The sequence below is a fragment of the Campylobacter lari genome (assembly GCF_004357905.1).
GTDB lineage: Bacteria > Campylobacterota > Campylobacteria > Campylobacterales > Campylobacteraceae > Campylobacter_D > Campylobacter_D lari_D.
Genome location: NZ_SMTT01000005.1, coordinates 40,444 through 66,003, shown reverse-complemented (window position 1 = coordinate 66,003; position 25,560 = coordinate 40,444). Strand labels below are relative to the sequence as shown.

At 30.1% G+C, this 25,560-nt stretch carries 32 protein-coding genes; 5 read left to right on the top strand and 27 right to left on the bottom strand.

Annotated features, from left to right (window positions below):
* Positions 1-13: 13 nt before the first annotated feature.
* The 9 genes from E2O22_RS05040 to E2O22_RS05000 all read right to left on the bottom strand — a co-directional run bounded on the left by E2O22_RS05040 (position 14) and on the right by E2O22_RS05000 (position 7,101).
* A complete protein-coding gene (locus tag E2O22_RS05040) occupies positions 14-985 on the bottom strand; it encodes a catalase (protein WP_133319512.1) in 972 nt (323 codons plus the stop codon).
* 89 nt (positions 986-1,074) lie between these two features.
* Positions 1,075-1,818 carry a rod shape-determining protein MreC gene (gene mreC, locus E2O22_RS05035; RefSeq protein ID WP_133319511.1) on the bottom strand — a complete coding sequence of 248 codons (744 nt, stop codon included), beginning with the start codon at positions 1,816-1,818 and terminating at the stop codon, positions 1,075-1,077.
* Positions 1,808-2,845, bottom strand: coding sequence for a rod shape-determining protein (locus E2O22_RS05030; protein ID WP_012662095.1), 1,038 nt, complete (start codon positions 2,843-2,845; stop codon positions 1,808-1,810). The genes mreC and E2O22_RS05030 overlap by 11 nt, the downstream gene beginning before the upstream one ends.
* Before the next feature lie 2 nt (positions 2,846-2,847).
* A complete protein-coding gene (clpX, locus tag E2O22_RS05025) occupies positions 2,848-4,077 on the bottom strand; it encodes an ATP-dependent Clp protease ATP-binding subunit ClpX (RefSeq protein WP_039619273.1) in 1,230 nt (409 codons plus the stop codon).
* A complete protein-coding gene (lpxA, locus tag E2O22_RS05020) occupies positions 4,070-4,861 on the bottom strand; it encodes an acyl-ACP--UDP-N-acetylglucosamine O-acyltransferase (RefSeq protein ID WP_133319571.1) in 792 nt (263 codons plus the stop codon). The genes clpX and lpxA overlap by 8 nt, the downstream gene beginning before the upstream one ends.
* Entirely contained in the window at positions 4,861-5,301 is a 441-nt protein-coding gene (gene fabZ, locus E2O22_RS05015; RefSeq protein ID WP_039619275.1) for a 3-hydroxyacyl-ACP dehydratase FabZ, read from the bottom strand. Before fabZ ends, lpxA begins: the two co-directional genes overlap by 1 nt.
* A gap of 68 nt (positions 5,302-5,369) precedes the next feature.
* The gene (locus E2O22_RS05010) at positions 5,370-6,443 is read right to left on the bottom strand and encodes an epoxyqueuosine reductase QueH (protein WP_133319510.1); all 1,074 of its coding nucleotides are present in this window, start codon (positions 6,441-6,443) and stop codon (positions 5,370-5,372) included.
* Entirely contained in the window at positions 6,437-6,898 is a 462-nt protein-coding gene (gene bcp, locus E2O22_RS05005) for a thioredoxin-dependent thiol peroxidase (protein ID WP_133319509.1), read from the bottom strand. The genes E2O22_RS05010 and bcp overlap by 7 nt, the downstream gene beginning before the upstream one ends.
* Positions 6,895-7,101 (bottom strand): tautomerase family protein, encoded by a 207-nt coding sequence (locus E2O22_RS05000; protein WP_133319508.1) that lies wholly within the window; start codon positions 7,099-7,101, stop codon positions 6,895-6,897. Before E2O22_RS05000 ends, bcp begins: the two co-directional genes overlap by 4 nt.
* A 100-nt stretch (positions 7,102-7,201) precedes the next feature.
* On the opposite strand from E2O22_RS05000, the gene ilvE reads away from it, so the two are divergent.
* Genes ilvE through E2O22_RS04980 form a run of 4 tightly spaced genes read left to right on the top strand, consistent with a single transcriptional unit; the run spans position 7,202 to position 10,282 of the window.
* Positions 7,202-8,116 carry a branched-chain-amino-acid transaminase gene (ilvE, locus tag E2O22_RS04995; RefSeq protein ID WP_133319507.1) on the top strand — a complete coding sequence of 305 codons (915 nt, stop codon included), beginning with the start codon at positions 7,202-7,204 and terminating at the stop codon, positions 8,114-8,116.
* Positions 8,117-8,128: 12 nt separating this feature from the next.
* Complete coding sequence (locus E2O22_RS04990; RefSeq protein ID WP_133319506.1) at positions 8,129-9,199, top strand: prohibitin family protein; 1,071 nt, start codon at positions 8,129-8,131, stop codon at positions 9,197-9,199.
* 16 nt (positions 9,200-9,215) lie between these two features.
* Positions 9,216-9,752, top strand: a complete 537-nt coding sequence (locus E2O22_RS04985) for a DUF2393 family protein (RefSeq protein ID WP_133319505.1) — start codon at positions 9,216-9,218, stop codon at positions 9,750-9,752.
* On the top strand, positions 9,752-10,282 hold the full coding sequence (locus E2O22_RS04980) for a DUF2393 family protein (protein ID WP_133319504.1): 531 nt from the start codon (positions 9,752-9,754) through the stop codon (positions 10,280-10,282). The genes E2O22_RS04985 and E2O22_RS04980 overlap by 1 nt, the downstream gene beginning before the upstream one ends.
* Positions 10,283-10,285: 3 nt before the next feature.
* On the opposite strand, the gene purF is transcribed toward E2O22_RS04980, so the two are convergent.
* Both purF and dapB read right to left on the bottom strand, forming a co-directional pair.
* Positions 10,286-11,626, bottom strand: coding sequence for an amidophosphoribosyltransferase (gene purF, locus E2O22_RS04975; RefSeq protein ID WP_133319503.1), 1,341 nt, complete (start codon positions 11,624-11,626; stop codon positions 10,286-10,288).
* On the bottom strand, positions 11,627-12,355 hold the full coding sequence (gene dapB / locus E2O22_RS04970; protein ID WP_133319502.1) for a 4-hydroxy-tetrahydrodipicolinate reductase: 729 nt from the start codon (positions 12,353-12,355) through the stop codon (positions 11,627-11,629).
* A gap of 135 nt (positions 12,356-12,490) precedes the next feature.
* Here dapB and E2O22_RS04965 point away from each other — a divergent pair, with 135 nt between their 5' ends.
* Positions 12,491-14,272, top strand: a complete 1,782-nt coding sequence (locus tag E2O22_RS04965) for a PhoX family protein (RefSeq protein WP_133319501.1) — start codon at positions 12,491-12,493, stop codon at positions 14,270-14,272.
* Between the two features lie 19 nt (positions 14,273-14,291).
* Here E2O22_RS04965 and trxB read toward each other — a convergent pair whose 3' ends face one another.
* The 16 genes from trxB to moaA form a co-directional block, all read right to left on the bottom strand.
* Positions 14,292-15,230, bottom strand: coding sequence for a thioredoxin-disulfide reductase (gene trxB / locus E2O22_RS04960; RefSeq protein WP_133319500.1), 939 nt, complete (start codon positions 15,228-15,230; stop codon positions 14,292-14,294).
* Between the two features lie 117 nt (positions 15,231-15,347).
* Positions 15,348-15,662 (bottom strand): thioredoxin, encoded by a 315-nt coding sequence (gene trxA / locus E2O22_RS04955; protein ID WP_039619298.1) that lies wholly within the window; start codon positions 15,660-15,662, stop codon positions 15,348-15,350.
* A 50-nt stretch (positions 15,663-15,712) separates the two neighbouring features.
* Entirely contained in the window at positions 15,713-16,051 is a 339-nt protein-coding gene (locus E2O22_RS04950) for a YraN family protein (protein ID WP_133319499.1), read from the bottom strand.
* A complete protein-coding gene (locus E2O22_RS04945; protein WP_133319498.1) occupies positions 16,051-17,304 on the bottom strand; it encodes a homoserine dehydrogenase in 1,254 nt (417 codons plus the stop codon). The genes E2O22_RS04950 and E2O22_RS04945 overlap by 1 nt, the downstream gene beginning before the upstream one ends.
* Before the next feature lies 1 nt (position 17,305).
* Complete coding sequence (locus E2O22_RS04940) at positions 17,306-18,508, bottom strand: LL-diaminopimelate aminotransferase (RefSeq protein ID WP_133319497.1); 1,203 nt, start codon at positions 18,506-18,508, stop codon at positions 17,306-17,308.
* 12 nt (positions 18,509-18,520) lie between these two features.
* On the bottom strand, positions 18,521-19,327 hold the full coding sequence (locus tag E2O22_RS04935; RefSeq protein WP_133319496.1) for a hypothetical protein: 807 nt from the start codon (positions 19,325-19,327) through the stop codon (positions 18,521-18,523).
* Positions 19,321-20,193 carry a hypothetical protein gene (locus E2O22_RS04930; RefSeq protein ID WP_133319495.1) on the bottom strand — a complete coding sequence of 291 codons (873 nt, stop codon included), beginning with the start codon at positions 20,191-20,193 and terminating at the stop codon, positions 19,321-19,323. Before E2O22_RS04930 ends, E2O22_RS04935 begins: the two co-directional genes overlap by 7 nt.
* The gene (gene rlmB / locus E2O22_RS04925; RefSeq protein ID WP_133319494.1) at positions 20,186-20,866 is read right to left on the bottom strand and encodes a 23S rRNA (guanosine(2251)-2'-O)-methyltransferase RlmB; all 681 of its coding nucleotides are present in this window, start codon (positions 20,864-20,866) and stop codon (positions 20,186-20,188) included. Before rlmB ends, E2O22_RS04930 begins: the two co-directional genes overlap by 8 nt.
* Positions 20,867-20,885: 19 nt before the next feature.
* Positions 20,886-21,704, bottom strand: coding sequence for a 16S rRNA (cytidine(1402)-2'-O)-methyltransferase (gene rsmI / locus E2O22_RS04920; protein ID WP_133319493.1), 819 nt, complete (start codon positions 21,702-21,704; stop codon positions 20,886-20,888).
* Complete coding sequence (gene rpmE, locus E2O22_RS04915; RefSeq protein WP_039664588.1) at positions 21,704-21,904, bottom strand: 50S ribosomal protein L31; 201 nt, start codon at positions 21,902-21,904, stop codon at positions 21,704-21,706. The genes rsmI and rpmE overlap by 1 nt, the downstream gene beginning before the upstream one ends.
* A gap of 77 nt (positions 21,905-21,981) precedes the next feature.
* On the bottom strand, positions 21,982-22,644 hold the full coding sequence (locus E2O22_RS04910; protein ID WP_133319492.1) for a 16S rRNA (uracil(1498)-N(3))-methyltransferase: 663 nt from the start codon (positions 22,642-22,644) through the stop codon (positions 21,982-21,984).
* Positions 22,644-23,054, bottom strand: a complete 411-nt coding sequence (locus tag E2O22_RS04905) for a hypothetical protein (protein ID WP_133319491.1) — start codon at positions 23,052-23,054, stop codon at positions 22,644-22,646. The genes E2O22_RS04910 and E2O22_RS04905 overlap by 1 nt, the downstream gene beginning before the upstream one ends.
* Positions 23,054-23,254, bottom strand: coding sequence for a cytochrome C (locus tag E2O22_RS04900; RefSeq protein WP_133319490.1), 201 nt, complete (start codon positions 23,252-23,254; stop codon positions 23,054-23,056). Before E2O22_RS04900 ends, E2O22_RS04905 begins: the two co-directional genes overlap by 1 nt.
* Positions 23,254-23,838 carry a 6-pyruvoyl trahydropterin synthase family protein gene (locus E2O22_RS04895; RefSeq protein ID WP_133319489.1) on the bottom strand — a complete coding sequence of 195 codons (585 nt, stop codon included), beginning with the start codon at positions 23,836-23,838 and terminating at the stop codon, positions 23,254-23,256. Before E2O22_RS04895 ends, E2O22_RS04900 begins: the two co-directional genes overlap by 1 nt.
* The gene (locus E2O22_RS04890; RefSeq protein ID WP_133319488.1) at positions 23,835-24,584 is read right to left on the bottom strand and encodes a 7-carboxy-7-deazaguanine synthase QueE; all 750 of its coding nucleotides are present in this window, start codon (positions 24,582-24,584) and stop codon (positions 23,835-23,837) included. Before E2O22_RS04890 ends, E2O22_RS04895 begins: the two co-directional genes overlap by 4 nt.
* Positions 24,584-25,552 carry a GTP 3',8-cyclase MoaA gene (gene moaA / locus E2O22_RS04885; protein ID WP_133319487.1) on the bottom strand — a complete coding sequence of 323 codons (969 nt, stop codon included), beginning with the start codon at positions 25,550-25,552 and terminating at the stop codon, positions 24,584-24,586. Before moaA ends, E2O22_RS04890 begins: the two co-directional genes overlap by 1 nt.
* Positions 25,553-25,560: the final 8 nt, after the last annotated feature.

Sequence of the window (25,560 nt, the reverse complement as noted above, 5' to 3'; positions counted from 1 at the left end):
AAAGAGCTAAATTTTATTGACGCTTACCAAAAGTTATAGCATAAGCTTCATTTCTTACATCAAATAAAGGATCTTGTGGTGGATTAACCCCTTGAGGTACATCCGAAGGAAAATATACATCAAAATTACAATCTTCATCGCTCAAGGCATTAACCTTAAAAGTCCCAACTAGACTTTCTTTGTGCTTACCACTCCATAAAGCCGTTGTTTCATTGGTAATATCATTTTTATTTGCATATACTAAATACATTTTATACTCAACCGGCTTATTAGCTTTTACACGATTTTGGAAATCTTCTTTTAAAAAATCACTACTCGCACTTTTCATTTGTGCTTCATTTAAATATGCCACACCTTCACTTGGAACTAATTTCCATCTTACTGGTAAATAGTTTTCTCCGTTTGCTTGTTTAAAATAAAAAGTATGAATACTAAAAAATGGAGTATTTGCTACACTTTTACTAATGCCAATTTTATCAGTATATGCAGCAAAATTTCTATAAGAATCAACCTCTTGCATCATCTTGCTTATTTTTTCTTGATCGACTTTACCATTTACAGGAAGTCTCATTTCAAAAAACTGACCGAATTCTTTAGGATTTTTTGCGAAATTTATTTCTGTATTTAGCATAACCATAGTCCAAGAAGCAGAATCTTTAGGATCAGTAATTCTAATAGCCATACCTCTTGTTTTGCTTTTATCATCTTTAAAAGCTCCACCCAAAGAATATCTTACTTGGATTGGCAAACTTTTTTGTGTTAACAAAGGCACATCAACTTCTTTATTAATAGACAAAGCTGGCTCAAAAGTTCCCATAGCACAAAAGCCTTTTGCATGATTAACTTTTGCTTTTGGATTTTTAGGATCAGCATTAAGTTGATAAAAAATATCTGCTATTTTTTGTGCATCATATTCCACTTCATTTGCATAAATAGCACCACTTAAACAGCAAAAAGCTAAACAACTACTGATATATTTTTTCATTTAATCTCCTAAATTTTTAAAATTCGGAGATAATTCTAATATTTAATAGTAAATAATAATTTATATCAACTAAAATAAATAACTTTTTATTAAAAATTTTCTACCATATAAAAATAACTTGGTACTTTCATTTTTACATAAGGTTTAACATATGCATTTTGATAGGCGCCTTCTTCTTCTATTTTAAAAATTTCGCCTACTGGAATTCCTGAAAAGAAAATCTCATCTAAGCCACTTGTATAAACCTTATCGCCCATTTTAAGTTCAAGCCATTTAGGAATATATTTAACTAAAACATAATCATTTCTACCATGAGCTATACCTGGTGCTTGTTCCTTACCTATATATACGGAAAAAATACACTCTTCATCACCTTGTAAAAGTCCCAAAGCTCTACCATTTTTTTCTATAACTATGCCTGCTGTATAGCCATTATAAATTAAGCCTTTAATTTTTCCTTTATAATCCACATCAAGCCAAACCTTATGATAATCGCTAATTTGAGCATAAGAAGTTGCCTTAACTAAACTAACATTAGGATAATAAAAACTTGAATTTTTATCACTTAAAATATTGTTTAATTCATTGGCAAAGTTTTTCATATAGATATTGTTTTTTTCAAGCTCAGCATTTCTTTCTCTTAATTTTTTAATTTCTTGAGCTTGATTAAAATGCTCATTAAATTTATCTTTTAAAAGATTAATGCTTTGAGAAAACTGATTAACAATAGCAATATTTAAATCTAAAACATTTCGTTTTATTATATCTCCATAATAAAACGAAACAAACACTAAAAAAGATAAAATTAAAACACTAAGAATTTTACTCTTCATTCGTTAGTTGGTGCAATAAAGAAATTTCTTCCAAAGCTTTACCTGTGCCTTTTGCTACTGCTAAAAGTGGCTCATCAGCTACATATACTGGAAGTTTTACAATTTCAGATAAATATTTATCAAGACCGCGTATTAAAGCTCCGCCTCCTGTTAAAACAACACCATTTTCAACAATATCAGCTGCAAGATCAGGCGGCATCATTTCAAGAACGATTTTTAATGCATCAGCAATTTCTTTTAAATGCTCACGCATAGCCTCTCTTACATCTTCACTTGTTAACTCTATTCTATTTAACAATCCTGTTACTTGATCGCGTCCTTTAACTACCATAGAAAGCTCTTTTGGAAGCTGAACTGCTGAGCCTATTGCGATTTTGATTTCCTCGCCCGTTCTTTCACCTATGACAAGATTGTATTTTTCTTTTACATAATTTACTATACTAGTATCAAGCTTATCACCAGCTGTTCGGATAGATTTTGAAATCACAAGACCGCCCAAAGAAGTAACACCAATTTCAGTAGTACCACCGCCAATATCTACCACCAAGCTCCCTTGAGGCTCTCTAATTGGTAAATTTGCACCAATAGCTGCTGCCATAGGTTCTTCTATCAAAAATACTTCTCTAGCACCCGCACTTAACGCACTTTCTCTAACCGCTTTTCTTTCTACTTGGGTTAATCCATAAGGAACTGAAATGATAATTCTAGGTCTTAAAAAAGATTTTCTTCTATGAGTTTTTTCTATAAAATAACGGATCATTTTTTCAGTCATATCAAAATCAGCAATCACACCATCTTTCATAGGACGGATTGCTTCGATATTACCTGGGGTTTTTCCTACCATTTCCTTAGCTTCCTTTCCAACAGCTAAAATTTTAACCCTACCATATCTTTCACGCTCTACTGCAACAACCGAAGGTTCATCAATCACTATACCTTTATCTTTTACTAAAACTAAAGTATTTGCAGTACCTAAGTCAATCCCCATATCACTTGAAAAAAATCCAATTATTTGATCTAAAATCATTCTCAGCCTTTAACTTTTTTATTTTTTATAAATAAAGGTTTTGCACCTTCTTTGATCACTTCTTTAGTAATTACTATGCTATATCCATTATACTCTGGCAAATCAAACATCAAATCTACCATCATTTCTTCAATAATACTTCTTAAACCTCTAGCACCTGTTTTACGCTCTAGCGAAAGCTTAGCAATCTCTCTTAGCGCTTCATCTTCAAATTTTAATTCCACATTGTCAATAGCAAAAAGTTTTTGATATTGCTTAATAATGGCATTTTTTGGCTCAGTTAAAATACGCACCATGCTTTCCTCATCAAGCTCTTCTAAAGAAGCAAGCACATGCAATCTTCCTATAAGTTCAGGAATAAGCCCAAAATGCACCAAATCATCAGGCTCTAGTCTTTGAAGTAAAGCTTCTTTTTCATCTTTTTTATCATCAGTAAAAAAGCCCATGACATTATCGCCTAATTTTCTTTTAATAATATCACTAATACCATCAAAAGCCCCGCCACACACAAATAAAATATTAGTTGTATCTATTTGTATAAAATCTTGATTTGGGTGTTTTCTACCGCCTTTTGGTGGGATATTTACCAAAGATCCTTCGATAATTTTGAGTAAGGCTTGTTGCACGCCCTCACCACTTACATCTCTTGTAATGGAGCGATTTTCACCCATTCTTGCGATTTTATCTATCTCATCGATAAATATAATCCCTTTTTGTGCTCTTTGCACATCTCCATCAGCAGCTTGTAAAAGACGAGTAAGGATATTTTCAACATCTTCTCCCACATAACCCGCTTCAGTTAAAGAAGTCGCATCACAAATTGCGATAGGAACATCTAAAAATCTAGCTAAAGTCTGTGCTAGTAAAGTTTTTCCACTTCCCGTTGGGCCTACTAATAAAATATTTGATTTTGCTAATTCTGTATCATCATCTTCTAAGTCAGATCTAAAAAGCCTTTTGTAGTGATTATACACCCCTACACTAAAGATTTTTTTAGCTCTATCTTGCCCGATAACATATTTATCTAAATATGCTTTTAATTCCTTAGGAGTAATATCTTTAAAATTTTCTTTATCAACTTCTTTATTTTTTAATTCTTTTTCCTCTCCAAAGAAAATATTGCAAGCACTTTCGGCACAATACTCACATATAAAGGCATTATTATAATCATTTACTAAAATTCTTCTTTCACTTGTTTCTATTTCATTGCAAAAACTACATCTTTTAACCATGATTTTTTTCCTTATATATAGGAATTCCTCTTTTTGTTTCTAAGATAAAATTACACATTTTTTTCACATTTTCACTAGAAGTATTTTCTAGCAAACTTAAAGCATTATCTTTTAAACTTCCTTGTCTGAATAAAAATTTAAAAGCCTTGCTTAAAACATCCACCTCTTCTTTATCAAAGCGTCTTCTAATGCCTACTAAATTTAAACTTCTAATACTTGCTCGATTTCCTTCAGCTAAGCAAAATGGCACCACATCTTGAGAAAGCGCACTAGCACCTGCTATCATACACCCCTCACCTACCTTAACAAACTGATGTATTGGAGTAAGTCCACCTACCACAGTATAATCTCCAAGTTCCACATGACCTGCTAAAGTAGCATTATTTGCTAAAATAATATTATCTCCAAGCAAACAATCATGTGCAATATGAGAATAAGCCATTATAAAAGCATTATCACCTATTCTTGTAAAACCATCGCCCTTAGCTGTACCTGAATTTATAGTAACAAATTCTCTAATAACTGCATTTTTTCCTATAATAACACCTGAATTTATCTCATCTTTATAAGATATATCTTGTGGAATATCTCCAACTATGGCATAAGAAAAAACTTTAGAATTTTCACCTATGCTTACATTAGGTAAAATTCTTGCACCTTGTTTGATGATAGTATTTGCACCTATATTGGCATTTTTTCCAACATAAGCATAGGCTTCTACTACAACACTATCTGCTATGATAGCTCCATCTTCTATAACAGCACTTGGATGAATTTTGCTCATCATTTATCTACTATCATAGCTTTAAGTTCAGCTTCTGCAACCAATTGTCCATCAACAAAAGCTTTTCCTTGAAAAATCCACATATTTCCACGATTTTTTACCACACTCATCTCATAATCAAGCCTATCACCTGGACGCACTGGATTTCTAAATTTAGCATTATCAATGCCTGTAAAATATACTACTTTAGTGCTTGGATCTACCTTATCATCCATGCTTTCAAATGCTAAAACCCCTCCAGTTTGTGCCATACCTTCTAAAATTAACACACCCGGGTAAATTGGATGATCTGGAAAATGCCCCATAAAAACATGGTCGCTTATACTAATATTTTTATAACCTCTAACAACTTCTTTATTTTTTAATTCTACGATTTTATCTACAAGTAAAAATGGATACCTATGTGGTAAAATTTTTTGAATTTGCATTACATCTATCATAAATTTAGCCTTAAAATATATTCAAAATTCAGATTTTACAAAAAAAATATTAACAAACTAGTTAAGTTTTATAACTTCACAATCTTTTCTTTACTATCAAAATAAATTTCACTTTTTGCTATAAATTCATAAGCGCCTTTTGTGATATTTTCAACAATAATCACCGGCGAAAGATCATAAGCACCAAAATGCTTTTGCCTTATTTTGATTTCTTGCTCTATTTTTAAAGGATTTTGTAAAAAATCTTCAAAACTTTTAAATCGCATTTTGCACAAACTATTTAAATAATCAAAACTCCATAAATTAATCTCATCCTTTACGCTTTTATAGCACTTTAAATCCTCTTCTAAAATACTAAATTTAGTGTAAGAATTTTTAAAATGAGAATAAAATAAAACATGAGTTTTTATGGCTTTTTTGTTTTCTTTTATCAAAGCTCTTAGTAAGCGATAATTTAAAAATTTCTCTCTTTGAATTTCAAATTTAACACCCTTTTTTTCTAATTTTTTTACTTGATTGTAAAATTTTATCTTTTCTTCTATGCTTGAAGGTAATATTTGTTTATTTATAGGACTCATAAGCTCATCTATAAAAGCTTTTTGGCCTTTTTGTTTAGAAAGTGCATAAATACACCCACAATAATTTTGATGATAAAGCATATCTTGCTTAGCTAAGGCAAATTGTCTTTGCGTGCCTCCATTTTTTCTAAAATCAGGTGCCAAAAACTCTATACCAAATTTATCGCATTCTTTTTGTAAAGCTAATTTTAACTGCTCTAAGTCTTTTTTAGGGGATGTTAAAAGGGTTGTTGTAAGTTTTTTTTCACCAATTTTTTGAGCAAATTCAACACTTTTATGCATTCTAAAATCAAAACAAATTTGACATCTTGCGCCTTTTTCAGGTTCGTCTTCATAACCCTTTACACCCTCAAGCCATTTTTCATACTCATATTCACCTTTATAAAGTTTAATGCCTAATTTATCACAACTACGCTTAACATCTAAAAATCTAAGTTCATGCTCACTATATGGATGAATATTTGGGTCATAAAAATACCCAATGATTTTCTCTTCAGGATAAGTTTTGCTTAATTCTTGTATAAAATAATGGCTATCCACGCTACAGCAAATATGCACTAGCATAATTCTTTTAACACCTTAAAAGCATGATCTTTAGCTTTTACATTTTTATAAATTTTTAAGATTTTTCCATTTTCATCAATCACAAAAGTGGATCTTATAAGCCCCTCATACTCTTTACCATAATTTTTCTTTAAACCCCAAGCACCATAAAGTTTACAAATTTCTTTTTCACTATCGCTTAATAAAGTGTGTTTTAAATCATATTTTTTTATGAAATTTTCATGCGATTTAACACTATCTGGACTAATACCTATAATCACAGCATTTTGCTCTAAAAAATCCTCATAACTTTGACTAAATTCACAAGCTTGTGTGGTACAACCTGGGGTGTTATCTTTTGGATAAAAATACAAAATAATTTTTTTACCCAAGAAATCACTTAAAGAAATTTTAACTCCATCTTGATTTAAAAGTTCAAACACAGGAGCTTTATCACCAATTTGCAATTCTTTCATTTTTTATCTTTCAATCTTAATTTTTCTACACTTTCGCCACCAAAAGCAATATTATATGGCTCAATATCTTCTAACATGATCACTATATTTTGCTTTGGCTTGTTGTATTTTGTATGTAAAAGTTCTGTAATATCTGCTATTAACTCTTCTTTTTGTGTTTTGCTAAATTCTGGTTTAGCTAATTTGATATTTATAATTGGCATGATTTTTCCTTGTTTCAAATATAATAATTTTACTATATTCTAGTAATTATTAGTATATTTTTGATAAAATTAGTTTTATTTTCAACAAAAAGGCTTAGTTATGATTAGGGCAAAAAAAATTTGGATGGATGGAAAAATCATTGATTTTGATGATGCAAAAATTCATGTTTTAACACATTCATTACATTATGCAAATGCAGTTTTTGAAGGAACAAGAGCTTATAAAACACAAAATGGTTTAGCAATTTTTAGATTAAAAGAACACACCAAAAGACTTTTAGAGTCTGCAAAAATTACTTTAATTAATTCTCCTTTTTCTCAAGAAGAACTTGAAAATGCACAAGTTGAACTTTTAAGAGCAAATGATTTTCAAAATAACACCTATTTGCGACCATTAATCTTTTTAGGTGATGGTACTATGGGAGTTTATCATGCTAAAGCTCCTGTTAGGGTAGCTATTGCTGCTTGGGAATGGGGTGCTTATTTAGGCGAAGAAGGCTTAGAAAAAGGTATTAAGGTTAAAATTTCTTCTTTTGCTAGAAATAGTGTAAAATCTAGCTTAGGTAAAGCAAAAGCAAGTGCAAATTATTTAAATTCTCAAATGGCTAAATATGAAGCTATAGAAGCAGGATATGAGGAAGCCTTAATGCTCGATGAAGAAGGTTTTGTAGCAGAAGGAACAGGTGAGTGTTTTTTTATGATTAAAGATAATAAGCTAATCACACCGCCAAATGATTTTTCATTAAAAAGTATCACTCAAGATACTGTTTTAAAAATTGCACATGATTTGGGCATAAGTGTAGTGCGTCAAAGAATTTCAAGAGATGAAGTTTATGTAGCTGATGAAGCATTTTTCACAGGAACTGCAGCAGAAATAACTCCGATAAATAATATTGATGCAAGAATTATAGGAGATGGAAAAAGAGGTGAGCTAACGACAAAGCTTCAAAATGCGTATTTTGATATAGTTTATGGACGCAATGAAAAATACGCTTCTATGCTAACTTATATTTAACAAAGGAACTAAATGCCAGCTGATTTGAATGATTATTTTAATAAAAAAAACAATCAAAACAACAATAAGCAAAATTTAAACTTCAAAACACCAGAATTTAATTTCAAAGGTTTTGGGAAATTTTCCCCATTAATTTATAGTGCAATTGCGATTATTTTAGTTTTTGCACTTTTTAAACCTTTTGCAATAGTAAATTCAGGGGAAATGGGGATCAAATCCACTACAGGTAAATACAGCCCTACCCCACTTGAACCAGGACTTCATTTTTTTATGCCTATACTGCAAAAAATCACTATCGTAGATACTAGAGTAAGACAAATCAACTATGCTTCAATCGAAGGAATAAATGAAAATTTACAAATAGGATCAGGCGTTGTTAATAAAAATAGTATTTCAGTGCTTGATTCAAGAGGCTTGCCTGTATCTATTGATGTAACCGTTCAATACAGATTAAATCCTTTACAAGTTCCTCAAACTATCGCAACATGGGGGCTTAATTGGGAAAATAAAATCATAGATCCAGTAGTAAGAGATGTTGTAAGAAATGTTGTAGGTCAATACACCGCAGAAGAGCTTCCAACAAATCGTAATACTATAGCGGTGCAAATTGATCAGGGTATTAGAAAAACTATTGAAAGCCAACCAAATGAGCCTGCTGAGCTTCAAGCAGTTCAGCTTAGAGAAATTATCTTACCTATAAAAGTAAAAGAACAAATCGAAAGAGTACAAATTGCTAAACAAGAAGCTGAAAGAACTAAATATGAAGTTGAAAGAGCTAACCAAGAAGCACTTAAAAAAGCGGCTTTAGCTGAAGGGGAGGCAAATGCAACTATTATTAGTGCTAAAGGTAGAGCAAGTGCCGTAAAAATTGAAGCTGATGCACAAGCATATTCAAATAGAGAAATAGCAAAAAGTTTAAATAATCCTTTACTTGATTTAAAACAAATTGAAACCCAAAAGCAATTTAATGAAGCACTTAAAGTCAATAAAGATGCTAAAATTTTCTTAACACCAGGCGGAGCTGTGCCAAATATTTGGGTTGATAGCAAAGATAATAAAAGAACAAGTTCAGTAGCAAATTAAAAATAAAGAAGTGATAATGAATGTTCAACATATCCGAGAGCAAATGATCTTTTATACAGCTCATTTGCACTTGATCGATTTTTTGTTAATGGCTTTAGTTGTATTCTTTTTCATTATCACTTTATTTATTGCTTTGATTGTTAGAAACAAACCTACTTTTGCTTTTATTATAATTTTTTTAGGAATTTTATGTTCACTTAGTATTGCGTATTTGGGATATTTTTTAATTGATACTAAAGTTAGATCCAGAATAGCTAGCTTAGATAATGCTCAATTTTTTGTATATGATAATTCTTTAAGTGTTGATTATAGCTTGACAAATACTTCTAAAAAAAGTTTTAAATTTTGCAAAATAAAAGTAGAAGTATTTAGAAAAAGCGATGAAAATAATACTTTTAAAAATTTAATACATTTATTAAAACCATTAAGAAGTAAATCTACCACTATCGAAAAAACAATAAGTCCCAACCAAACTATTAATCTAAAAACCAAATTTTCCGATTTTAATGAAGGTCAAGATTTTGATATTAAAATTAATTCAAAGTGTTTTTAATGGGATATTTTACTTTTTTTCATATTCTTATCATTTTTATTATGCTAGCTTCAACTTTCCTTACTTGGATTTTATTCTATTTAAAAATACAAAACAAAAAATATATGATAATTTTTTGCATAATAAGTTTTATATTAGCCTCAATCTTAACTATTTCTTTACTATTAACTATAGATCAATACACAAAAAAAGCTAGTTTGAGTAATTTTTCAACCTACAGACGCTTAGCTACAGAAAGTATTATTATAAAAGGTAGAGTAACCAACGATACTAATTTTAAAATTTCAGAATGCTTTTTAGAACTTAGAATTATTGATAATAATAAAAAGCATGCAATCAGTGGAGAAATTTTTAATCAACAAAATTTTGATAGCATAAAAAAAGCAAATCAACAACAAAGAGATGTTTCGTATAATATTAACATTGCAAATCAATTATCAGGTCATACCTACAAAGACTTTTCTTTTGAAGTAGGATTGCCACCTCATTTTCAAAGTTATAAAATTTTTAAACAATTAAAATGCAGATAAGGATTATTTAATAAAATAATCCCCATCAAAACTAATCAAAGAATATTTTCTTTCATTGCCTATGCTTGAAACTAGCTCATTAATATCTAAAAAAGTCAAACTATCTGCACCTGTATATTCTCTAACCTCTTCGATACTCTTATTAGCTGAAATTAACTCTTCAAAAGTTGGAGTGTCTATACCATAAATATCAGGGAATTTGATTTCTGGACAAGCTATAGCCAAATGAATTTTTCTAGCACCTGCTTGTCTTAAAAGTGTGATGATTTTTTTAGAAGTTGTTCCTCTTACTACACTATCATCAATCACCACTATATCTTTACCTTCTAAAACTTTCTTCATAGGATTTAATTTCAGTTTTACTTTTAAATTTCTCATTTCTTGAGTTGGCTCTATGAAAGTTCTTCCAACATAGTGATTTCTAACTATGGCCATTTCAAGTGGAATTTTTAAATATTGCGCAAAACCTATAGCAGCACTTACTCCACTATCAGGAACAGGCACTACAAAATCTACTTTTTCTTTAAATTTTTTAGCCAAGGCTTCACCCATTTTTTTACGCACTTCATATACACTTTTACCTTCTATAATACTATCAGGTCTAGCAAAATAAATATATTCAAATGCACAAATTCTTGGATCTGTTTTATCAAAAACTTGAATGCTTTCAAACTCATCACTACCTTGAGTAAAAACTAGCATTTCACCGGGCTTTATATCGCGGATAAATTCAGCTTCTATCAAATCAAAAGCACAAGTTTCACTCGCTACAATATATCCGCCATCTTTTAATTTTCCCAAAGATAAAGGTCTAACCCCATAAGGATCTCTTACCACAAAAAGTTGATTTTTACTAGCTAACATAAAGCAATATGCACCCTTACTTTGCATTAGACTTTCTATAAATCTATCTTTTAAAGTTTCTTTTTTGCTTTTTGCTATTAAATGTACAACATTTTCCGTGTCCATATTAGAATGAAAAATAGCTCCATTATCAATTAACTCTTTTCTAACTTCTTCTTTATTAATCAAATTTCCATTATGCACTAAAGAAATATCACCCAAAGAACAAGTAGCTGCAACAGGCTGTGCATCATGCAAAGAAGAATTTCCGGCGGTAGAATAACGATTATGCCCTACAGCTATACTACCTTTTAAATCTGCTAAAATTTGAGTATTAAAAATTTGTCCTACTTCACCTTTAGCTTTATGAGTTTTGATATTTAAACCATCACTCACGCTAATTCCACTTGCTTCTTGGCCACGATGTTGCATAGCAAATAAAGCATAATAAGCCACCGTGCTTGCATTTTTTGAATTAATTACTCCAACTACCGCACACATTTAAATTCCTAAACAATCGTCTATATCATATAAGCCATTTTCTTGAGAAACCAGCCATTTAGCACATCTAATAGCCCCCATAGCAAAAGTAGCTCTTGAAGTAGCACTATGATTTAATTCTATAAATTCACCATCATTATAAAATCCAACTCTATGAGAACCCACTATATCACCACCTCTTAAGCTCATCACTGCGATTTCATCTTTACTTCTTTGACCAATAATCCCATCTCTACCACTTACTCTAACCTTTTCCAAATCTAAATTCCTAGCCTTAGCGACATTTTGTGCTAAAGTCATAGCTGTACCACTTGGAGCGTCTTTTTTCTTATTATGGTGCATTTCAAGTATTTCTATATCAAAATCCCTTAAAGCTTCACTTGCTAAACATGAAAGTTTTTTTAAAATAGCTACACCCAAAGACATATTGGTAGCATAAAGAATTGGCATAGTAATGCTTGCACTTTGCATTAACTCATTTTGCTTAGCATCTAATCCTGTAGTACCTATCACTAAAGGTTTAGGATTGCTTCTTGCGTATAACAACAAATCCTCACAACCTTTCGGGGAAGAAAAATCAATTATTACATCGCATTTGTTAAAAAATTCTTCATAGCTTGATCCTTGATAAAAAAATGCACTTGCTTTAGCATCTTTTTGATCTTGTAAACAATTTTCAATTTGTTTACCCATGCGACCATTGCTCCCATGAATTCCTATACATATCATAAATTTATCCTTTATATTTGCAGTGAGAAATTGTATCACTAAGTTAATTAATACAATATTACATACCATGAGCAAAAGTTTCCAAAAAGTTTCCAAAAAACTTTAAATTTATAACACATTTTTAAAAGGAGTTTTATGAAAAGAAGAACATTTTTGAAAGGTTCAGCTTTGGGTTCTATGGTAGCATTTTTTGCTAGCTCAAATTTAAATGCGAGTTTATTAAAAGATAAAGATTTGCTAAATTTTAAAGAAATACCTGCTAGCACAGAAGATAAAGTTATCGTACCAGATGGCTACAAAGCAGATATTTTAATCTCATGGGGCGATCCTCTTTTTAGCAAAGCATCTATTTATGATGAAGAAAAAAATATCGATAAAAAAGCTGTGGAAAATGCTAAATTAACTTTTGGGGACAATAACGATGGTATGAGTTTTTTTCCTCTTTCAAAAGATAGGGCTATACTAGCTATTAATAATGAATATATAAATCCTGAAATTATGTTTAAACATCAAGGTAAAAATATTAGCTTAGAAGATATTTTATACGAACAAGCAAATTTAGGAGTGAGTATTTTTGAAATAAAAAAAGAAAAAGATCAATGGTCTGTGGTGCTTGATTCTAAATACAACCGCAGAATTGATGCAAATACAAAAATGAGCATTAGTGGTCCAGCAAAACAACAAGTACTTCAAAATGAAAATTTTATATATGGAACTTTAAATAATTGTGCCAATGGAAAAACACCTTGGGGGACTTATCTTACTTGCGAAGAAAATATAAATGATTTTTTTGGAAGTTTAGATGAAAAAATTAAATTTTCAAAAGAGCAACTTAGATTTGGATTTAAAGCTCAAAGTCAATATGGGTGGGAAAAATTTGATGAAAGATTTGATTTAAGTAAAAATCCAAACGAGGCAAATAAATTTGGATGGGTTGTGGAAATTGATCCATTTGATCCAAACAGCATACCTATAAAAAGAACAGCTCTTGGAAGATTTAAACACGAAAATGCAGAATTAATTGTAGAAGATGATGGAACCGTTGTAATTTATATGGGAGATGATGAAGCCAATGAATTTATTTATAAATTTATAAGCAAACATAAATATAAAAAAGGTCTAGATACTAGCAAAATTTTAGATGAAGGAACCTTATATGTAGCACAATTTAATGGAAAAATAGGAGATTTTAGAGGGAGTGGAAAATGGATTGAGTTAGAATATGGTAAAAATAACCTTAATAAAGAAAATGGTTTTAACTCTCAAGCAGATGTGTTAATCAATGCTAGAATTGCTGGAACTATTGTAAATGCAACTCCTATGGATAGATGTGAATGGATAGCAAGCCATAAAGAAAGTGGCTCAAAAGAAGTATTTGCTACCTTAACAAACAATAAAAAAAATAATAACCCAAATCCAGCAAACCCAAGAACAAAAAATATTTACGGACAAATAATTAAATGGGAGCATAAAAATTCTCATAAAGATGATGAATTTACTTGGGAAATTTTTGCACTTGCAGGAAACCCTGATAATCAAACAAGTTTAAATAAAGGCTCAAACAACATTACAAGTAATAATAAATTTAATTCCCCCGATGGATTAAGTTTTGATAGAGATGGTCGCCTTTGGATACAAACTGATGGAAACTATTCTAATCAAGAAGAATTTGAAGGCATGGGAAATAATTGTATGTTAGCAGCTAATCCAAAAACAGGGGAAATAAAAAGATTTTTAACAGGACCAATAGCTTGCGAAATAACAGGAATTGCTTTTAGTCAAGATTATAAAACTATGTTTGTTGGAATTCAACATCCAGGAGAGAAATTAAAAGGCAGTCAATTTCCTTATGGCAAAACACCAAGATCAAGTATAATAGCAATAAGTAAAATTGATGGCGGAGTTATTGGAAGTTAATCAATTTACACTAGAAATTCTAGTGTAAATTTTCAATATAAGCTAAAGCGCTAAGCGCTGCAACCGCTCCATCGCCTGCTGCACATATTACTTGTTTTGGAGCATCTTTTCTTAAATCACCTGCTGCAAATAACCCTGCTATGTTAGTTTGCATTTTAAGATCAACACTAACTTGACCACCTTCTTCCATAGCACATAAAAATTCACCATTATCTTGTTTTAAAATTTCATTTCTTACATTTAATCCAACAAAGGTAAATATTCCAGGCACATCAAGCTCTCTTTTAGAACCATCATTAAATGCTATTTTAATTTTATTAACACCCATATTATCACCGCAAACCTCATCAACAACCGCATTTATGATTAATTCTATTTTGTCATTATTTTTTACTTTTTCAACTGTTGAAGGTGCTGCTCTAAACTCATCTCTTCTGTGGATTAAATACACTTTTGAACAAATATTAGCTAGATACAAAGCTTCTTCTAAAGCAGTATCTCCCCCACCTAAAACAGCCACTTCTTTATTTTTATAAAAAAAGCCATCGCAAGTCGCACAAGTACTCACACCTTTACCAAAAAATTCATCCTCGCCTTTAAAACCAGCACGACGCGGAGTAGAGCCTGTGCAAACAATAACTGCTTTTGCTTGTTCGTTTTTACCGCCTTCCAATTTTATATTAAAACTTCCATCAGAATTTTTACTAATTTGCTCAACACCTACCATCTCATGTTTTAAACCAAAACGCATACATTGTTCATTCCAAGGAGCCATAAAAGAAATTCCATCTAAAACTTGAGCAACTCCAGGATAATTTTCTATCTCTGAACTCGAAGTAATCTGCCCACCAGGCATACCTTTTTCAAACATTACAACATTTTTTAATCCACCTCTTGTAGCATATAAACCTGCGCTCAAACCTGCAGGTCCACCACCTATAATAGCTAAATCTAACATGGTATTTTCCTTATAGTTTTATTTATAAGTATTATACAAATTTTTCTTTAATTATAAATAATAAAAATTATTAAATAGTAAAAAATATGAAGAAAAGCCACAAAAAGTGGCTTAAGATTATAAAAGTGAGTTTAGTTTATCTGCTAAAGCTTGTTTTGATTGAGCACCAACTAGCTGATCAACCACTTCACCATCTTTAAAAAAAATGATAGTTGGGATAGATCTTACACCAAATTGTGCAGCCAAATCACCTTGCTCATCTGTATTTACTTTACAAATTTTAGCTTTACCATCAAAATCATTTGCAAGCTCATCAATTACCGGTGCAAGCATTCTGCAAGGTCCGCACCATGGAGCCCAAAAATCTACTAAAGCTACACCTTCTTTTGCTTGTGCAAAATTTTCTGTAGTTAAATCAATATATTTTCCCATTTTTTCTCCTTTGTTTTTTCAAATTCTATTAAAATAGAATAAACATTCCCTTAATAACTAATGTTCTCTAAAAGTTTTATATCATCTTTATATACGCAAAGTAAATCTAGTTGATAATTTTCATCATTTTTATGTTTCATAAAGTAATATTCTATAGTCTTAATAATTTTATTATATTTTTTATTATCCAATCTATATTCTACCTCATAATCACCTTGCGTGCTTTTAACTTCAATAAAATGTAAAATTTTATCTTTTTTAGCAATAATATCAATTTCTCCAAATTTAGAATAAAAATTCCTTTTTAAAATTTCAAATCCTTGTGTTTTTAAAAATTCACACGCTAACTCTTCTCCTTTTTTACCAAAAAGATATTCAAATAATGCCATTACTCTTCTATTCTCATCATAAAAACATCATCTTTTACAAATTCTTGTTCTCTAAGCTTTTGAGTTAAAATTTGTATATTTTTTTCATAAGTTTGATGAGTGATGAAAAATAAAGTGCTATAATCTTGCTTTTCTTTTTTAGGCTTTTGCAAGAAAGTATCGATTGAAATTTGATGTTCACTCATTAATTGTGTGATTTTTGATAAAACTCCTATTTTATCTAATACCTTTAATCTTAAATAATATCTTGTATAAATTTCATCTTTACTTAAAAGTTTATAAGAAGTATCATTTAAATACCCAAAAATAGCACTATTTTTTTCTTTTCTTGCTATATCGATTAAATCAGCTATAACAGCACTTGCAGTTGCCCTGCCACCTGCTCCTGGGCCATAATATAAACTTTCACCCAATACATCTCCATCAATACTAATAGCATTCATTACCCCATCAACTTTTGCTAGTATTTTATCTTTGCTAAGCATGGTAGGATGAACTCTTAATTCTATTTTTTCATCTTTAATCTTAGCAATACCCAAGTGTTTTATGGTATATTCAAATTCTTTTGCAAAATAAATATCCTCATTACTTACTTTGCTAATACCCTCAATCAAAATATCTTCAGGTTTCACTCTTAATCCATAGGCAATATTTGCTAAAATCAAAAGTTTATGCGCTGCATCAAAACCCTCTATATCAAAAGTGGGATTAGCTTCAGCATATCCTAAATCTTGTGCTTTTTTTAACACCTCTTGGAATTTGGTATTATCTTCGGTCATTTTACTTAAAATATAATTGCTTGTGCCATTTAAAATGCCTTTAATAGAAACAATATTATTAGCACTCAAGCCCTCTTTTAAAATTTTAATAATAGGAATTCCACCCGCCACACTCGCCTCATAACCAAAAGCTGTATCTTGTGCTAATTTTTCAAGCTCATAACGATGATAAGCAAGCAAAGCTTTATTAGCAGTTACCACTGCTTTTTTTCTTTTTAAAATTTTTGAAATTATCTCAAAGGGTAAATCAATACCACCCATTAACTCCACAAATACATCAATATCTTCACGCTCTAAAACCTCATCAATATCATTTACCACAGGAATTAATGCATTTGGTTTTGGATTTCTTGCCAAAGCAATTACTGGAATAATTTCTTCATCACATCTTGCTTTGATTAAATCTTGATTTTTTAGCAAAGTCTCTACAACAGCACTTCCTACCGTACCATATCCCAAAATTGCGATTTTCATTTTATTCTCTTAAATATTTTTTTATATTTCTTGCTGCTTGACGAATGCGGTTTTCATTTTCTATTAAAGCTATTCTAACATACTCATTACCCGCTTCACCAAAACCAACTCCAGGACTTACCGCTACATTTGCTTTTTGCAAAAGCTGTTTAGAAAATTCCATACTTCCAAGGTGAGCTTTACCTTGAGGGAGTTTTGCCCAAACAAACATACTTGCATTAGGTTTTTTCAGCTCCCATCCTGCCTGAAAAAATGAATCAAGCAAGACTTCTAATCTTTTTGCATAAGTTGCCTTAATCTCTTCAACACAAGTTTGATCTCCATCTAAAGCTATAGTAGCAGCAACTTGTATAGGAGTATACATACCATAATCAAACCAAGACTTGATTTTTTTCAAAGCCGCAATTAAGCGTTTATTACCCACTACAAAACCTACACGCCAACCTGCCATATTGTAAGACTTTGAAAGTGTATAAGTTTCTACCGCTACATCTTTAGCACCTTCTACTTCAAAAATAGAAGGGGTTTTATAAGAACCAAAAGTCAAATCTGCATAAGCAATATCAGAAATAATATAAAATCTTTCTTTTTTTGCCATTGCAACTAATCTCTCATAAAAACTTCTTTCCACAGTGACTGTTGTAGGATTGTGCGGAAAATTTACTACTACATATTTTGGACGCGGAATACTTTCATGTAGTGTTTTTTGTAAATTTTCAAAAAAAGTATTTTCATTTAATTCATAATTTTCATTAAAATCAAAATTCATAGTTGCTACATTACCACCTGCTATGATAAAAGCTTGAGTGTGTATAGGGTAAGCGGGTGTAGGTACAATAGCTACATCTCCTGGGTTAATAACGGCTCTTGCTAAATTTACAAAGCCTTCTTTAGAACCCATCGTTGCAACTACTTCACTTTCAGGATCTAAATCAACATCGTATTTTCTTTTATACCAATTACAAATTGCAAGTCTTAGTTTATAAATTCCACTCGAAGCAGAATAACCAGAAGTTTTTTCTTTATTTGCACTTTCACAAAGTTTATCTATAATGTGTTGAGGAGTTTTACCATCAGGATTTCCCATAGAAAAATCTATTATATCCTCCCCTGCTCTTCTTGCTGCCATTTTAATCGCATTAACTTCAGCAAAAACATAATTTGGAAGTCTTTCTATGGTATTAAAATGAATTTCTTCAAACATTTTCCATCCTTTTTAGCGTCTTAAGTAAATTTTTAAACCCCTTTTTATGTTATCAAGGCTAAACATATCGCCAATGATAGCATATTTTGCACCCAATGGGATATTTATATTAATTTCATTTTGTTTGTGTGTGTTTTCCATACCTTGAATAAAATTTAAATTTTTATCTAAAAATTGAATTTTACAAAACCAAGAATCAAGATTGTGCGCACTAAGCTCTATGCTTTTTGCTCCTTGTAAATCAACAATATATTCCCTTAAAGGCTTATTTAATTGAGTGATGGTATTTAGTGGAATTTGAGTATTGACTTTAGGTTTTGCTTTTGAAAAATCTAGCTCATACTCATAATTTAATTCTGAAATTTTAGAAATATCTTTAATAAAAACAGAACTTGATAACAAGGCTTTATAGAAAACTCCTGGATCAAGCATATATTGAGAATCTACAGCTAACTTATAGGTGATATAATTTTCCCTTAAAGTTAATTCAGTTGGTATAAAATACACATAGCCTAATTCGTTTAAAGTATCATTAATAGTTTTAAAAAATAAAACAGAATCAGCTTGAGCTTTAAAACTAAAAGTTAGAGTTTTTGGCTCATTTAATATAAAATTTGCCAAAGAATTAGTTTTTAAAATTTGAGAAATAGTGTAAATATCTACATTTCCGCGTTCATCTTTATAATCATTCCTTGCAAACAAGAGCTCTAATTTTGCATCTTTAGAATTATCATTAACAATATGTTTTGCAACTTCTAAAGCACTTAGTGCAAAAGCGTTAAGAGTAAAAAAAATGGAAAATATTAAAATTCTTACCATAATTTTCCTCTATTTTCTTTGATAAATTCAGCTTTTGTAATTTGTTTGATTTTACCATCTTTAATCATTAAAAATTTAGACACACCGTTTTTAAACTCTAAAGTATTATTATTTTCATCGTTTAAGCTAAAAGCAGCGTGGCCTGTGGTAATTAACATATCTTTATCCAAAGGTAAAACATAATCATTTTTAATAGTTAAAGAGCTCTTTCTAAAAGTTTTTAAATCCACCATACCAAGCCAAAGCTCTGCACTTGGTTTTATAATGCTTTCATTGAGTAAAATGATATTTTCTTCAGGCATATTTGAGCTAGCATTATCTTCTAATGTTTTTTCTGTATTATTGTTCTCGCTTATTGGTTCTAAAATAGTCGCGTTTGTTTCATTATTTTCCATAGCATCATCAGCAAAAAAATTAAGAACTGGTGTTTCATTTTCATCAACTTTTTCTTCTAAAACAACCTGCTCTTGATTTAATACATTGGTGGTATTTTCATCTAAAGTAGAACTTTGAAAAAATCTTGAAACACCCCAGGCCAAAGCTACTATCAAAAGTACTACTACTATAATCACAATATACCATACACTTGAGCTTTCTTTGGTATATGAGTTCATTCTAGGTGAAATATGCACATGATTTTTTTTCTCAATACCATTTTCTTCTAAATAGACATGATATTCTTCTAAAAAATTAGAAAAGTCAAGCTCATACTCTCTTTGTAAAATTTTAATAAAGCCATTTACATTAAAGCGAGATAAAGACTTAAAATCTTTCTTAATGATATATTCAAGACAAGCTATTTCTATTTGTGTTCTTTTTTGAACTTCTAACAAATTTAAATCTTCTAATTTTTTCCAACTATCCATTTTTCATCCTATCGCAAAGTATTGCAAATGCTGCACTAACATTTAAACTATCAAAATCATTGTGCATTTTTATACCTACGCACTCATCGCATTTTTTAAGCACCTTTGGCGCTATACCAAAACCTTCACTTCCCATAATCAAAACTTTTTTATCTTTGGCCTTGATAGTATGTATATCACTACCTCCGCTTGCACTAGCATAGATATAAAAACCTTTTTGTTTTAACTCATTTATCATGCTTAAAATATCATCATTTAAGACTATTTTCATATCTAAAGCTGCTCCACTACTTGCACGAATAACTCCATCCATAGCCACGCTTTTAGCTACCAAAATAACCCCATCGGCACCTAAAGCATAAGCACTACGCACGATAGCACCTATATTTCCAACATCGCTAATATTATATAAAATAACTATAAAATCTTTTTCTTTTAAACTCTCAAAAGAGCTAAATTCAAATTCATCAATTTCCATTAAAAAACCTTGATGATTTCCACCTCTTGCCAAGCTTTGTGCGGCTTTAAAATCGAGTTTTTTAATTTTTTTTGATGCCCTTGTTATTTTTGAAAAATCAGCTTTTTCACATTCTTTTGCCAAATAAATTTCTTTAATTTTTTCTTCATGCTTTTCTAAGATATAAAAAAACACTTGCTTACCATAAACTATCATTTTTAAATAATAACCAAATTCAACTTAAAAGCAGTTTTTGATAATTTTCTTTTGGAGATTTTGCATTGATTTTCGAAAGAAGTTTTGCCTTTGTCTTTAAAGATAAATCAAGCTCATAAATATCTTGCTCACACAAGGTATTTTGATGAAATTGCTTTTCTTTGGCATTTACCACTGCACACCATTCACCGCGTAAATCCATTGTTTTTAATTTTTCCAAAACCTCTAAAGCTTCTGCTCTAAATTTAGTTTCAAATTTCTTTGTTGCTTCTTTTATGATAAAAATTTCTCTTAAAGGATCAATTTTACTAATTTCTTCTACTAAATTAAGTATTCTAGTGGGTGCTTCATAAACTATACTAGGATAAGGATTAAGCATTAAATTTTCAATATCTTTTTGTCTTTGAGGATTTTTATTGGCCAAAAAACCCATAAAAATAAATTCTTTTTTACAAAATGCACTTGAAACCAATGCAAGCAAAGCAGCATTTGATCCTGTTAAGACTTCATAGTCAATATTGTTTTTAATAGCATATTCGATTAAAAATTGCCCCGGATCGCTAATACCTGGCATACCTGCATCACTTAAATATGCAATATCTTGTTTAAAAAAATCCTCATCTATTTTTGCTAAAAAATCTTTTTCATTATGAGTATGTAAAGCTATATATTTATCAGGCTTTATTTCTAAATTAAATTTTTCATTAAGAAGATGAATTAAAGATTTGCAAACTCTTGTATCTTCACATAAAAAGAGCTTGCATTTTTGTAAAATTTCTAAAGAATGAAAAGAAATATCGTTTAAATTTCCTATGGGCGTAGGAATAAAATATAACATTATTGCATTGCGTATTTTTTCTTAAATTTCTCTACACGACCCGCAGCATCTACGATTTTTTCACTACCTGTAAAGAATGGGTGGCAGCTTGAACAAATATCAACTTTAATTTCTGATTTATTTGACTTAGTAGTAAAAGAATTTCCACAAGCACAACTAACTTTACACTCTACATATTCTGGGTGAATTTCTTTCTTCATTGTTTATCCTTTTTCAAAACATTAAGGCGTAATTATATAGATTTTTATATAAAAAATAGCTAAATTTAAGCATGCTTTTAAATTATAAATTTTGAAGCAACCCCTATAAGTGCTGTTTGTGCTTTAAGTATATAGTTGGCTTGTAATTTTGCTCTTTTTATATTTATTTCTCTTTCTTTTTGCGAAAATCCGCCTTCAGCCCCAACCAAAAATACATATCTATCGGGATCAAAATTCATCAAATCTTTACCTTCAAAATCTATCAAAACAATATTTTCATAAGCTTGCTGAAATTTTTTAAAGTCATCAAAACTTTCAAGTTCCATTAAAGAAGCACGACCGCATTGCTGGGATGATTCTATAAGAATTTTTTCCATTCTTTTAAAATCTAATTTAAAATTTTTTTGCGAGTATTCCATATACACAAAAGAAAGTTTTGCTACTCCAAGTTCATTTAAAAAAGGTAAAGTTTTTTCTATAACCTTTGGATCAATCACCGCCAAAGCTAAATGTATATATGTTTTTAATTCTTGTTTTTCTTCTTTTTTATCAAGTAAATTTAATATGCAAGAGCGTCTAGAAAGCTCTATGCATTCATAAGTGTAAGCATAAAAATCTTTCAAATTCTTTAATATAATTTTATCACTCACTTTAATTCTTCGAGCCTTTAAGTGTAAAAAGGCTTCATTTTCTAGCTCTAAACTTACAGCACCACTTTGTGGGTGATATAAAAATTGCATTAAAAATAAAACCTCTTAAGCAAATAAGGTACAAAAAGCAAGAATATACCTAAACACAAAATAAAAAAACTTAAAAATCTAAATTTAGCATAGCGTTTAAACAATCTTGCTTTTTTAAATAAAACAAATTGATAAACAGCCAAAGCAAAAATCAAAATCCAACAAAACCACATAGAAAGCACATAGAAATTAAATTCAAAATGCTTTAAAGCCCATAACAAACTTCCAGTAAAAAGTGTAATTGCTAAAAACAAATAATAAATTGGTAAAAATAGACGAATTCTTTTTATAAAGATAAATTCTTGTGAGAAGTTACTTTGAGTCAAATACAAATAAAACAACATTAAAAAACCATTTGTATATAAACTATACACATGCAATGCTAAAAAAAATTCATAACTTTGATCCATTATTGTCCTTGTGTATTATTTTCATCTTGTATATCATCATCAACAGGTATAGGAAGTGTTTCATCATCTATAATGACATTAGAATCACTTTGTTCAATCTGAACTTGCTCGGTTTGTATTTCTTTTTTTATATTTTTATTCTCTTGATTTGAACAAGCCATAAAAAGCAATATTGGCACAATCAATAAAATCTTTTTCATTACACCTCCTTTTGATTGATAAAAACAAAATTTACATCTTGAAGTTTTTCAAAAAAATCTTTATTTTTCCATTCATCTCTTATAGCTTGCGAAAAGTCAATATCTGCCAAATCAATCTTTGGTAAAAATTCACTATAAGCATCTTCTCTAAAACCTTGTGCATAACCTGTTCTTGTTTCATGTACAATAATGCTTTTTAAACTAACACCTTGCTCACCATTGACCATCTTAGTCTTTAAAAGCAAAGTATCAATCAGTACAAAAAATATGCGTACAAAATTTTCCGCACTTACATTCACAGGTAAACTCACCCATCTTTGCGAGTGCTTTTTCATATCTTCTAAATAAGCTTTATCATCATCTTTAAAAAGCGTAATAGCATGATCAAAACTATCAATAATTTGTTTTATCTCATCTTTTAACAAACCAAAATCATACACCATTCCAGCATTATCAAGGTATTTACTCTCAAGTAAAATTTCTACCTTATAAGAGTGGCCATGTATGCTTGTTTTACATCGCTTGGAGCTACAAAATCTAACAATATGAGCATTTTCAAATTCAAATATTTTTCTAATAATCATACGCCTTCTTTATCTCCCCAAATTCTAATATGCAATCTATCGGAGTAATTATATCCATTTTTTATACAAAATTCAGCAACACTTAAGGCATTTTTGGAAATTTCTTCTTCATTTGACCCCATAGGCATACAAAAAACATCATTTTTACAAACTTGTAAAATTTCATTGATTTCTTTTAAGGCTTTATTTTCTTGTAAAAAATCCTTATCCAAAACAAATTTATAAAAACTTTCCTTAGCATAATTTTTAAAAGCTTTCAAAGCTTTTTCATTAATTCTTTTTTCTTTTTTTACACCACTATTGCTAAGCTTTACTCCTAAAGCAAAATAACATTTTTTATACAAAGGATATTTTTCAAAATCAATTTCAATACTTGCATTCGTTTCAAAATGCACCATAAAATCATTTTCTAAAAGTAAATTAATAAAACACAAAAAATCTTTATTTTGATAATTTAACAAAGGCTCACCACCTGTAATTACAACTATAGCTTTGTGTGAATTTGCTAGCTTCAAAACCTCATCAAAAAGCTTTGTTGAAGTATATGTTTTATAACAAGTTTTAAATTCTTTAGTAAAAACAGCTCTTATAGTATCACAGCCCAAAAGTATTTTAGAATCTTTTTCTTTTTTTACTCCAAAGCCTGCGCAGTTAAAATTACACCCGGCAAATCTTACAAATATAGCCAAATTTCCACTATATTTTCCCTCACCTTGCAAGCTTAAAAAAGTTTCAACAACTTCCATTATCCACCTGTTTGATAAAAGGCTCTTGTAGAACTTTGATTGGCATCATTTTCTGCCCATCTATTTTTTTCTGATTTATTTTTTATCACGGTTTTTAAAACTTCACAAGCACCTGCTATGTCTTTATTGCGTATAGCTTTTTTAATGCTTAAAGCCTCATCATAATATAAACAAGGTATTAAAAGCCCTTCGGCTGAAAGCCTTATACGGTTACAACTATCACAAAAATCATGGCTATGTGGATCAATAATGCCAAACTCATACCCATCTTCAAGTTCATAAATAGTCGCAGGTGCATTTGGACTTTTTTGTCCTTGTTTAAAAGAATACTTTTGAGCAATGATATTTAAAATTTCTGTTGATTTTAAGCCTTTTAAATCTCCATAAGCATGATAATTTTCCATAAATTCTATAAAGCGAATTTGGCTTTTGCGTGCTTTGGCAAATTCTAAAAGATCGATAAATTCACTATCATTAATCCCTTTAAGAGCTACGGTGTTAAATTTAATATTAAAACCTAATTCTAAAGCCTCATTAATACCATTTAACACATCTTTGAGTATGTTTTTTTGAGCTAATTTAAAGGCCACTTCTTCTTTTAAAGTATCCAAAGAGATGTTAATTCTTTTTAAGCCCGCTTGTTTTAAATCCTTTGCTTGTTGTTTTAATAAAGAAGCATTAGTAGTAAGCGCTAGATCTATATCTTGCTTATACTCACTAATCATAGCAATAAATTTATGCAAATCTTTTCTTACTAAAGGCTCACCACCTGTAATACGAATTTTCTTAACTCCTTCATCAATGCAAACTTTAACAAACATAAAAAGTTCTTCAAATGATAAAAGATTTTCCTTAGCACTCCATTCAAATGGAGTTTTTGGCATACAATAAAGGCAACGAAAATTACATCTTTGTGTTACTGAAATTCTTAAATAATCAATCACTCTTCCATAGCTATCTACTAACATCAAAGGCC

Excerpts from the sequence above, each read along its gene's own strand:
- E2O22_RS05040 (WP_133319512.1), bottom strand. The coding sequence starts at position 985 with ATGAAAAAATATATCAGTAGTTGTTTAGCTTTTTGCTGTTTAAGTGGT.
- mreC (WP_133319511.1), bottom strand. The coding sequence starts at position 1,818 with ATGAAGAGTAAAATTCTTAGTGTTTTAATTTTATCTTTTTTAGTGTTT.
- E2O22_RS05030 (WP_012662095.1), bottom strand. The coding sequence starts at position 2,845 with ATGATTTTAGATCAAATAATTGGATTTTTTTCAAGTGATATGGGGATT.
- clpX (WP_039619273.1), bottom strand. The coding sequence starts at position 4,077 with ATGGTTAAAAGATGTAGTTTTTGCAATGAAATAGAAACAAGTGAAAGA.
- lpxA (WP_133319571.1), bottom strand. The coding sequence starts at position 4,861 with ATGAGCAAAATTCATCCAAGTGCTGTTATAGAAGATGGAGCTATCATA.
- fabZ (WP_039619275.1), bottom strand. The coding sequence starts at position 5,301 with ATGATAGATGTAATGCAAATTCAAAAAATTTTACCACATAGGTATCCA.
- E2O22_RS05010 (WP_133319510.1), bottom strand. The coding sequence starts at position 6,443 with ATGCTAGTGCATATTTGCTGTAGCGTGGATAGCCATTATTTTATACAA.
- bcp (WP_133319509.1), bottom strand. The coding sequence starts at position 6,898 with ATGAAAGAATTGCAAATTGGTGATAAAGCTCCTGTGTTTGAACTTTTA.
- E2O22_RS05000 (WP_133319508.1), bottom strand. The coding sequence starts at position 7,101 with ATGCCAATTATAAATATCAAATTAGCTAAACCAGAATTTAGCAAAACA.
- ilvE (WP_133319507.1), top strand. The coding sequence starts at position 7,202 with ATGATTAGGGCAAAAAAAATTTGGATGGATGGAAAAATCATTGATTTT.
- E2O22_RS04990 (WP_133319506.1), top strand. The coding sequence starts at position 8,129 with ATGCCAGCTGATTTGAATGATTATTTTAATAAAAAAAACAATCAAAAC.
- E2O22_RS04985 (WP_133319505.1), top strand. The coding sequence starts at position 9,216 with ATGAATGTTCAACATATCCGAGAGCAAATGATCTTTTATACAGCTCAT.
- E2O22_RS04980 (WP_133319504.1), top strand. The coding sequence starts at position 9,752 with ATGGGATATTTTACTTTTTTTCATATTCTTATCATTTTTATTATGCTA.
- purF (WP_133319503.1), bottom strand. The coding sequence starts at position 11,626 with ATGTGTGCGGTAGTTGGAGTAATTAATTCAAAAAATGCAAGCACGGTG.
- dapB (WP_133319502.1), bottom strand. The coding sequence starts at position 12,355 with ATGATATGTATAGGAATTCATGGGAGCAATGGTCGCATGGGTAAACAA.
- E2O22_RS04965 (WP_133319501.1), top strand. The coding sequence starts at position 12,491 with ATGAAAAGAAGAACATTTTTGAAAGGTTCAGCTTTGGGTTCTATGGTA.
- trxB (WP_133319500.1), bottom strand. The coding sequence starts at position 15,230 with ATGTTAGATTTAGCTATTATAGGTGGTGGACCTGCAGGTTTGAGCGCA.
- trxA (WP_039619298.1), bottom strand. The coding sequence starts at position 15,662 with ATGGGAAAATATATTGATTTAACTACAGAAAATTTTGCACAAGCAAAA.
- E2O22_RS04950 (WP_133319499.1), bottom strand. The coding sequence starts at position 16,051 with ATGGCATTATTTGAATATCTTTTTGGTAAAAAAGGAGAAGAGTTAGCG.
- E2O22_RS04945 (WP_133319498.1), bottom strand. The coding sequence starts at position 17,304 with ATGAAAATCGCAATTTTGGGATATGGTACGGTAGGAAGTGCTGTTGTA.
- E2O22_RS04940 (WP_133319497.1), bottom strand. The coding sequence starts at position 18,508 with ATGTTTGAAGAAATTCATTTTAATACCATAGAAAGACTTCCAAATTAT.
- E2O22_RS04935 (WP_133319496.1), bottom strand. The coding sequence starts at position 19,327 with ATGGTAAGAATTTTAATATTTTCCATTTTTTTTACTCTTAACGCTTTT.
- E2O22_RS04930 (WP_133319495.1), bottom strand. The coding sequence starts at position 20,193 with ATGGATAGTTGGAAAAAATTAGAAGATTTAAATTTGTTAGAAGTTCAA.
- rlmB (WP_133319494.1), bottom strand. The coding sequence starts at position 20,866 with ATGATAGTTTATGGTAAGCAAGTGTTTTTTTATATCTTAGAAAAGCAT.
- rsmI (WP_133319493.1), bottom strand. The coding sequence starts at position 21,704 with ATGTTATATTTTATTCCTACGCCCATAGGAAATTTAAACGATATTTCT.
- rpmE (WP_039664588.1), bottom strand. The coding sequence starts at position 21,904 with ATGAAGAAAGAAATTCACCCAGAATATGTAGAGTGTAAAGTTAGTTGT.
- E2O22_RS04910 (WP_133319492.1), bottom strand. The coding sequence starts at position 22,644 with ATGCAATTTTTATATCACCCACAAAGTGGTGCTGTAAGTTTAGAGCTA.
- E2O22_RS04905 (WP_133319491.1), bottom strand. The coding sequence starts at position 23,054 with ATGGATCAAAGTTATGAATTTTTTTTAGCATTGCATGTGTATAGTTTA.
- E2O22_RS04900 (WP_133319490.1), bottom strand. The coding sequence starts at position 23,254 with ATGAAAAAGATTTTATTGATTGTGCCAATATTGCTTTTTATGGCTTGT.
- E2O22_RS04895 (WP_133319489.1), bottom strand. The coding sequence starts at position 23,838 with ATGATTATTAGAAAAATATTTGAATTTGAAAATGCTCATATTGTTAGA.
- E2O22_RS04890 (WP_133319488.1), bottom strand. The coding sequence starts at position 24,584 with ATGGAAGTTGTTGAAACTTTTTTAAGCTTGCAAGGTGAGGGAAAATAT.
- moaA (WP_133319487.1), bottom strand. The coding sequence starts at position 25,552 with ATGTTAGTAGATAGCTATGGAAGAGTGATTGATTATTTAAGAATTTCA.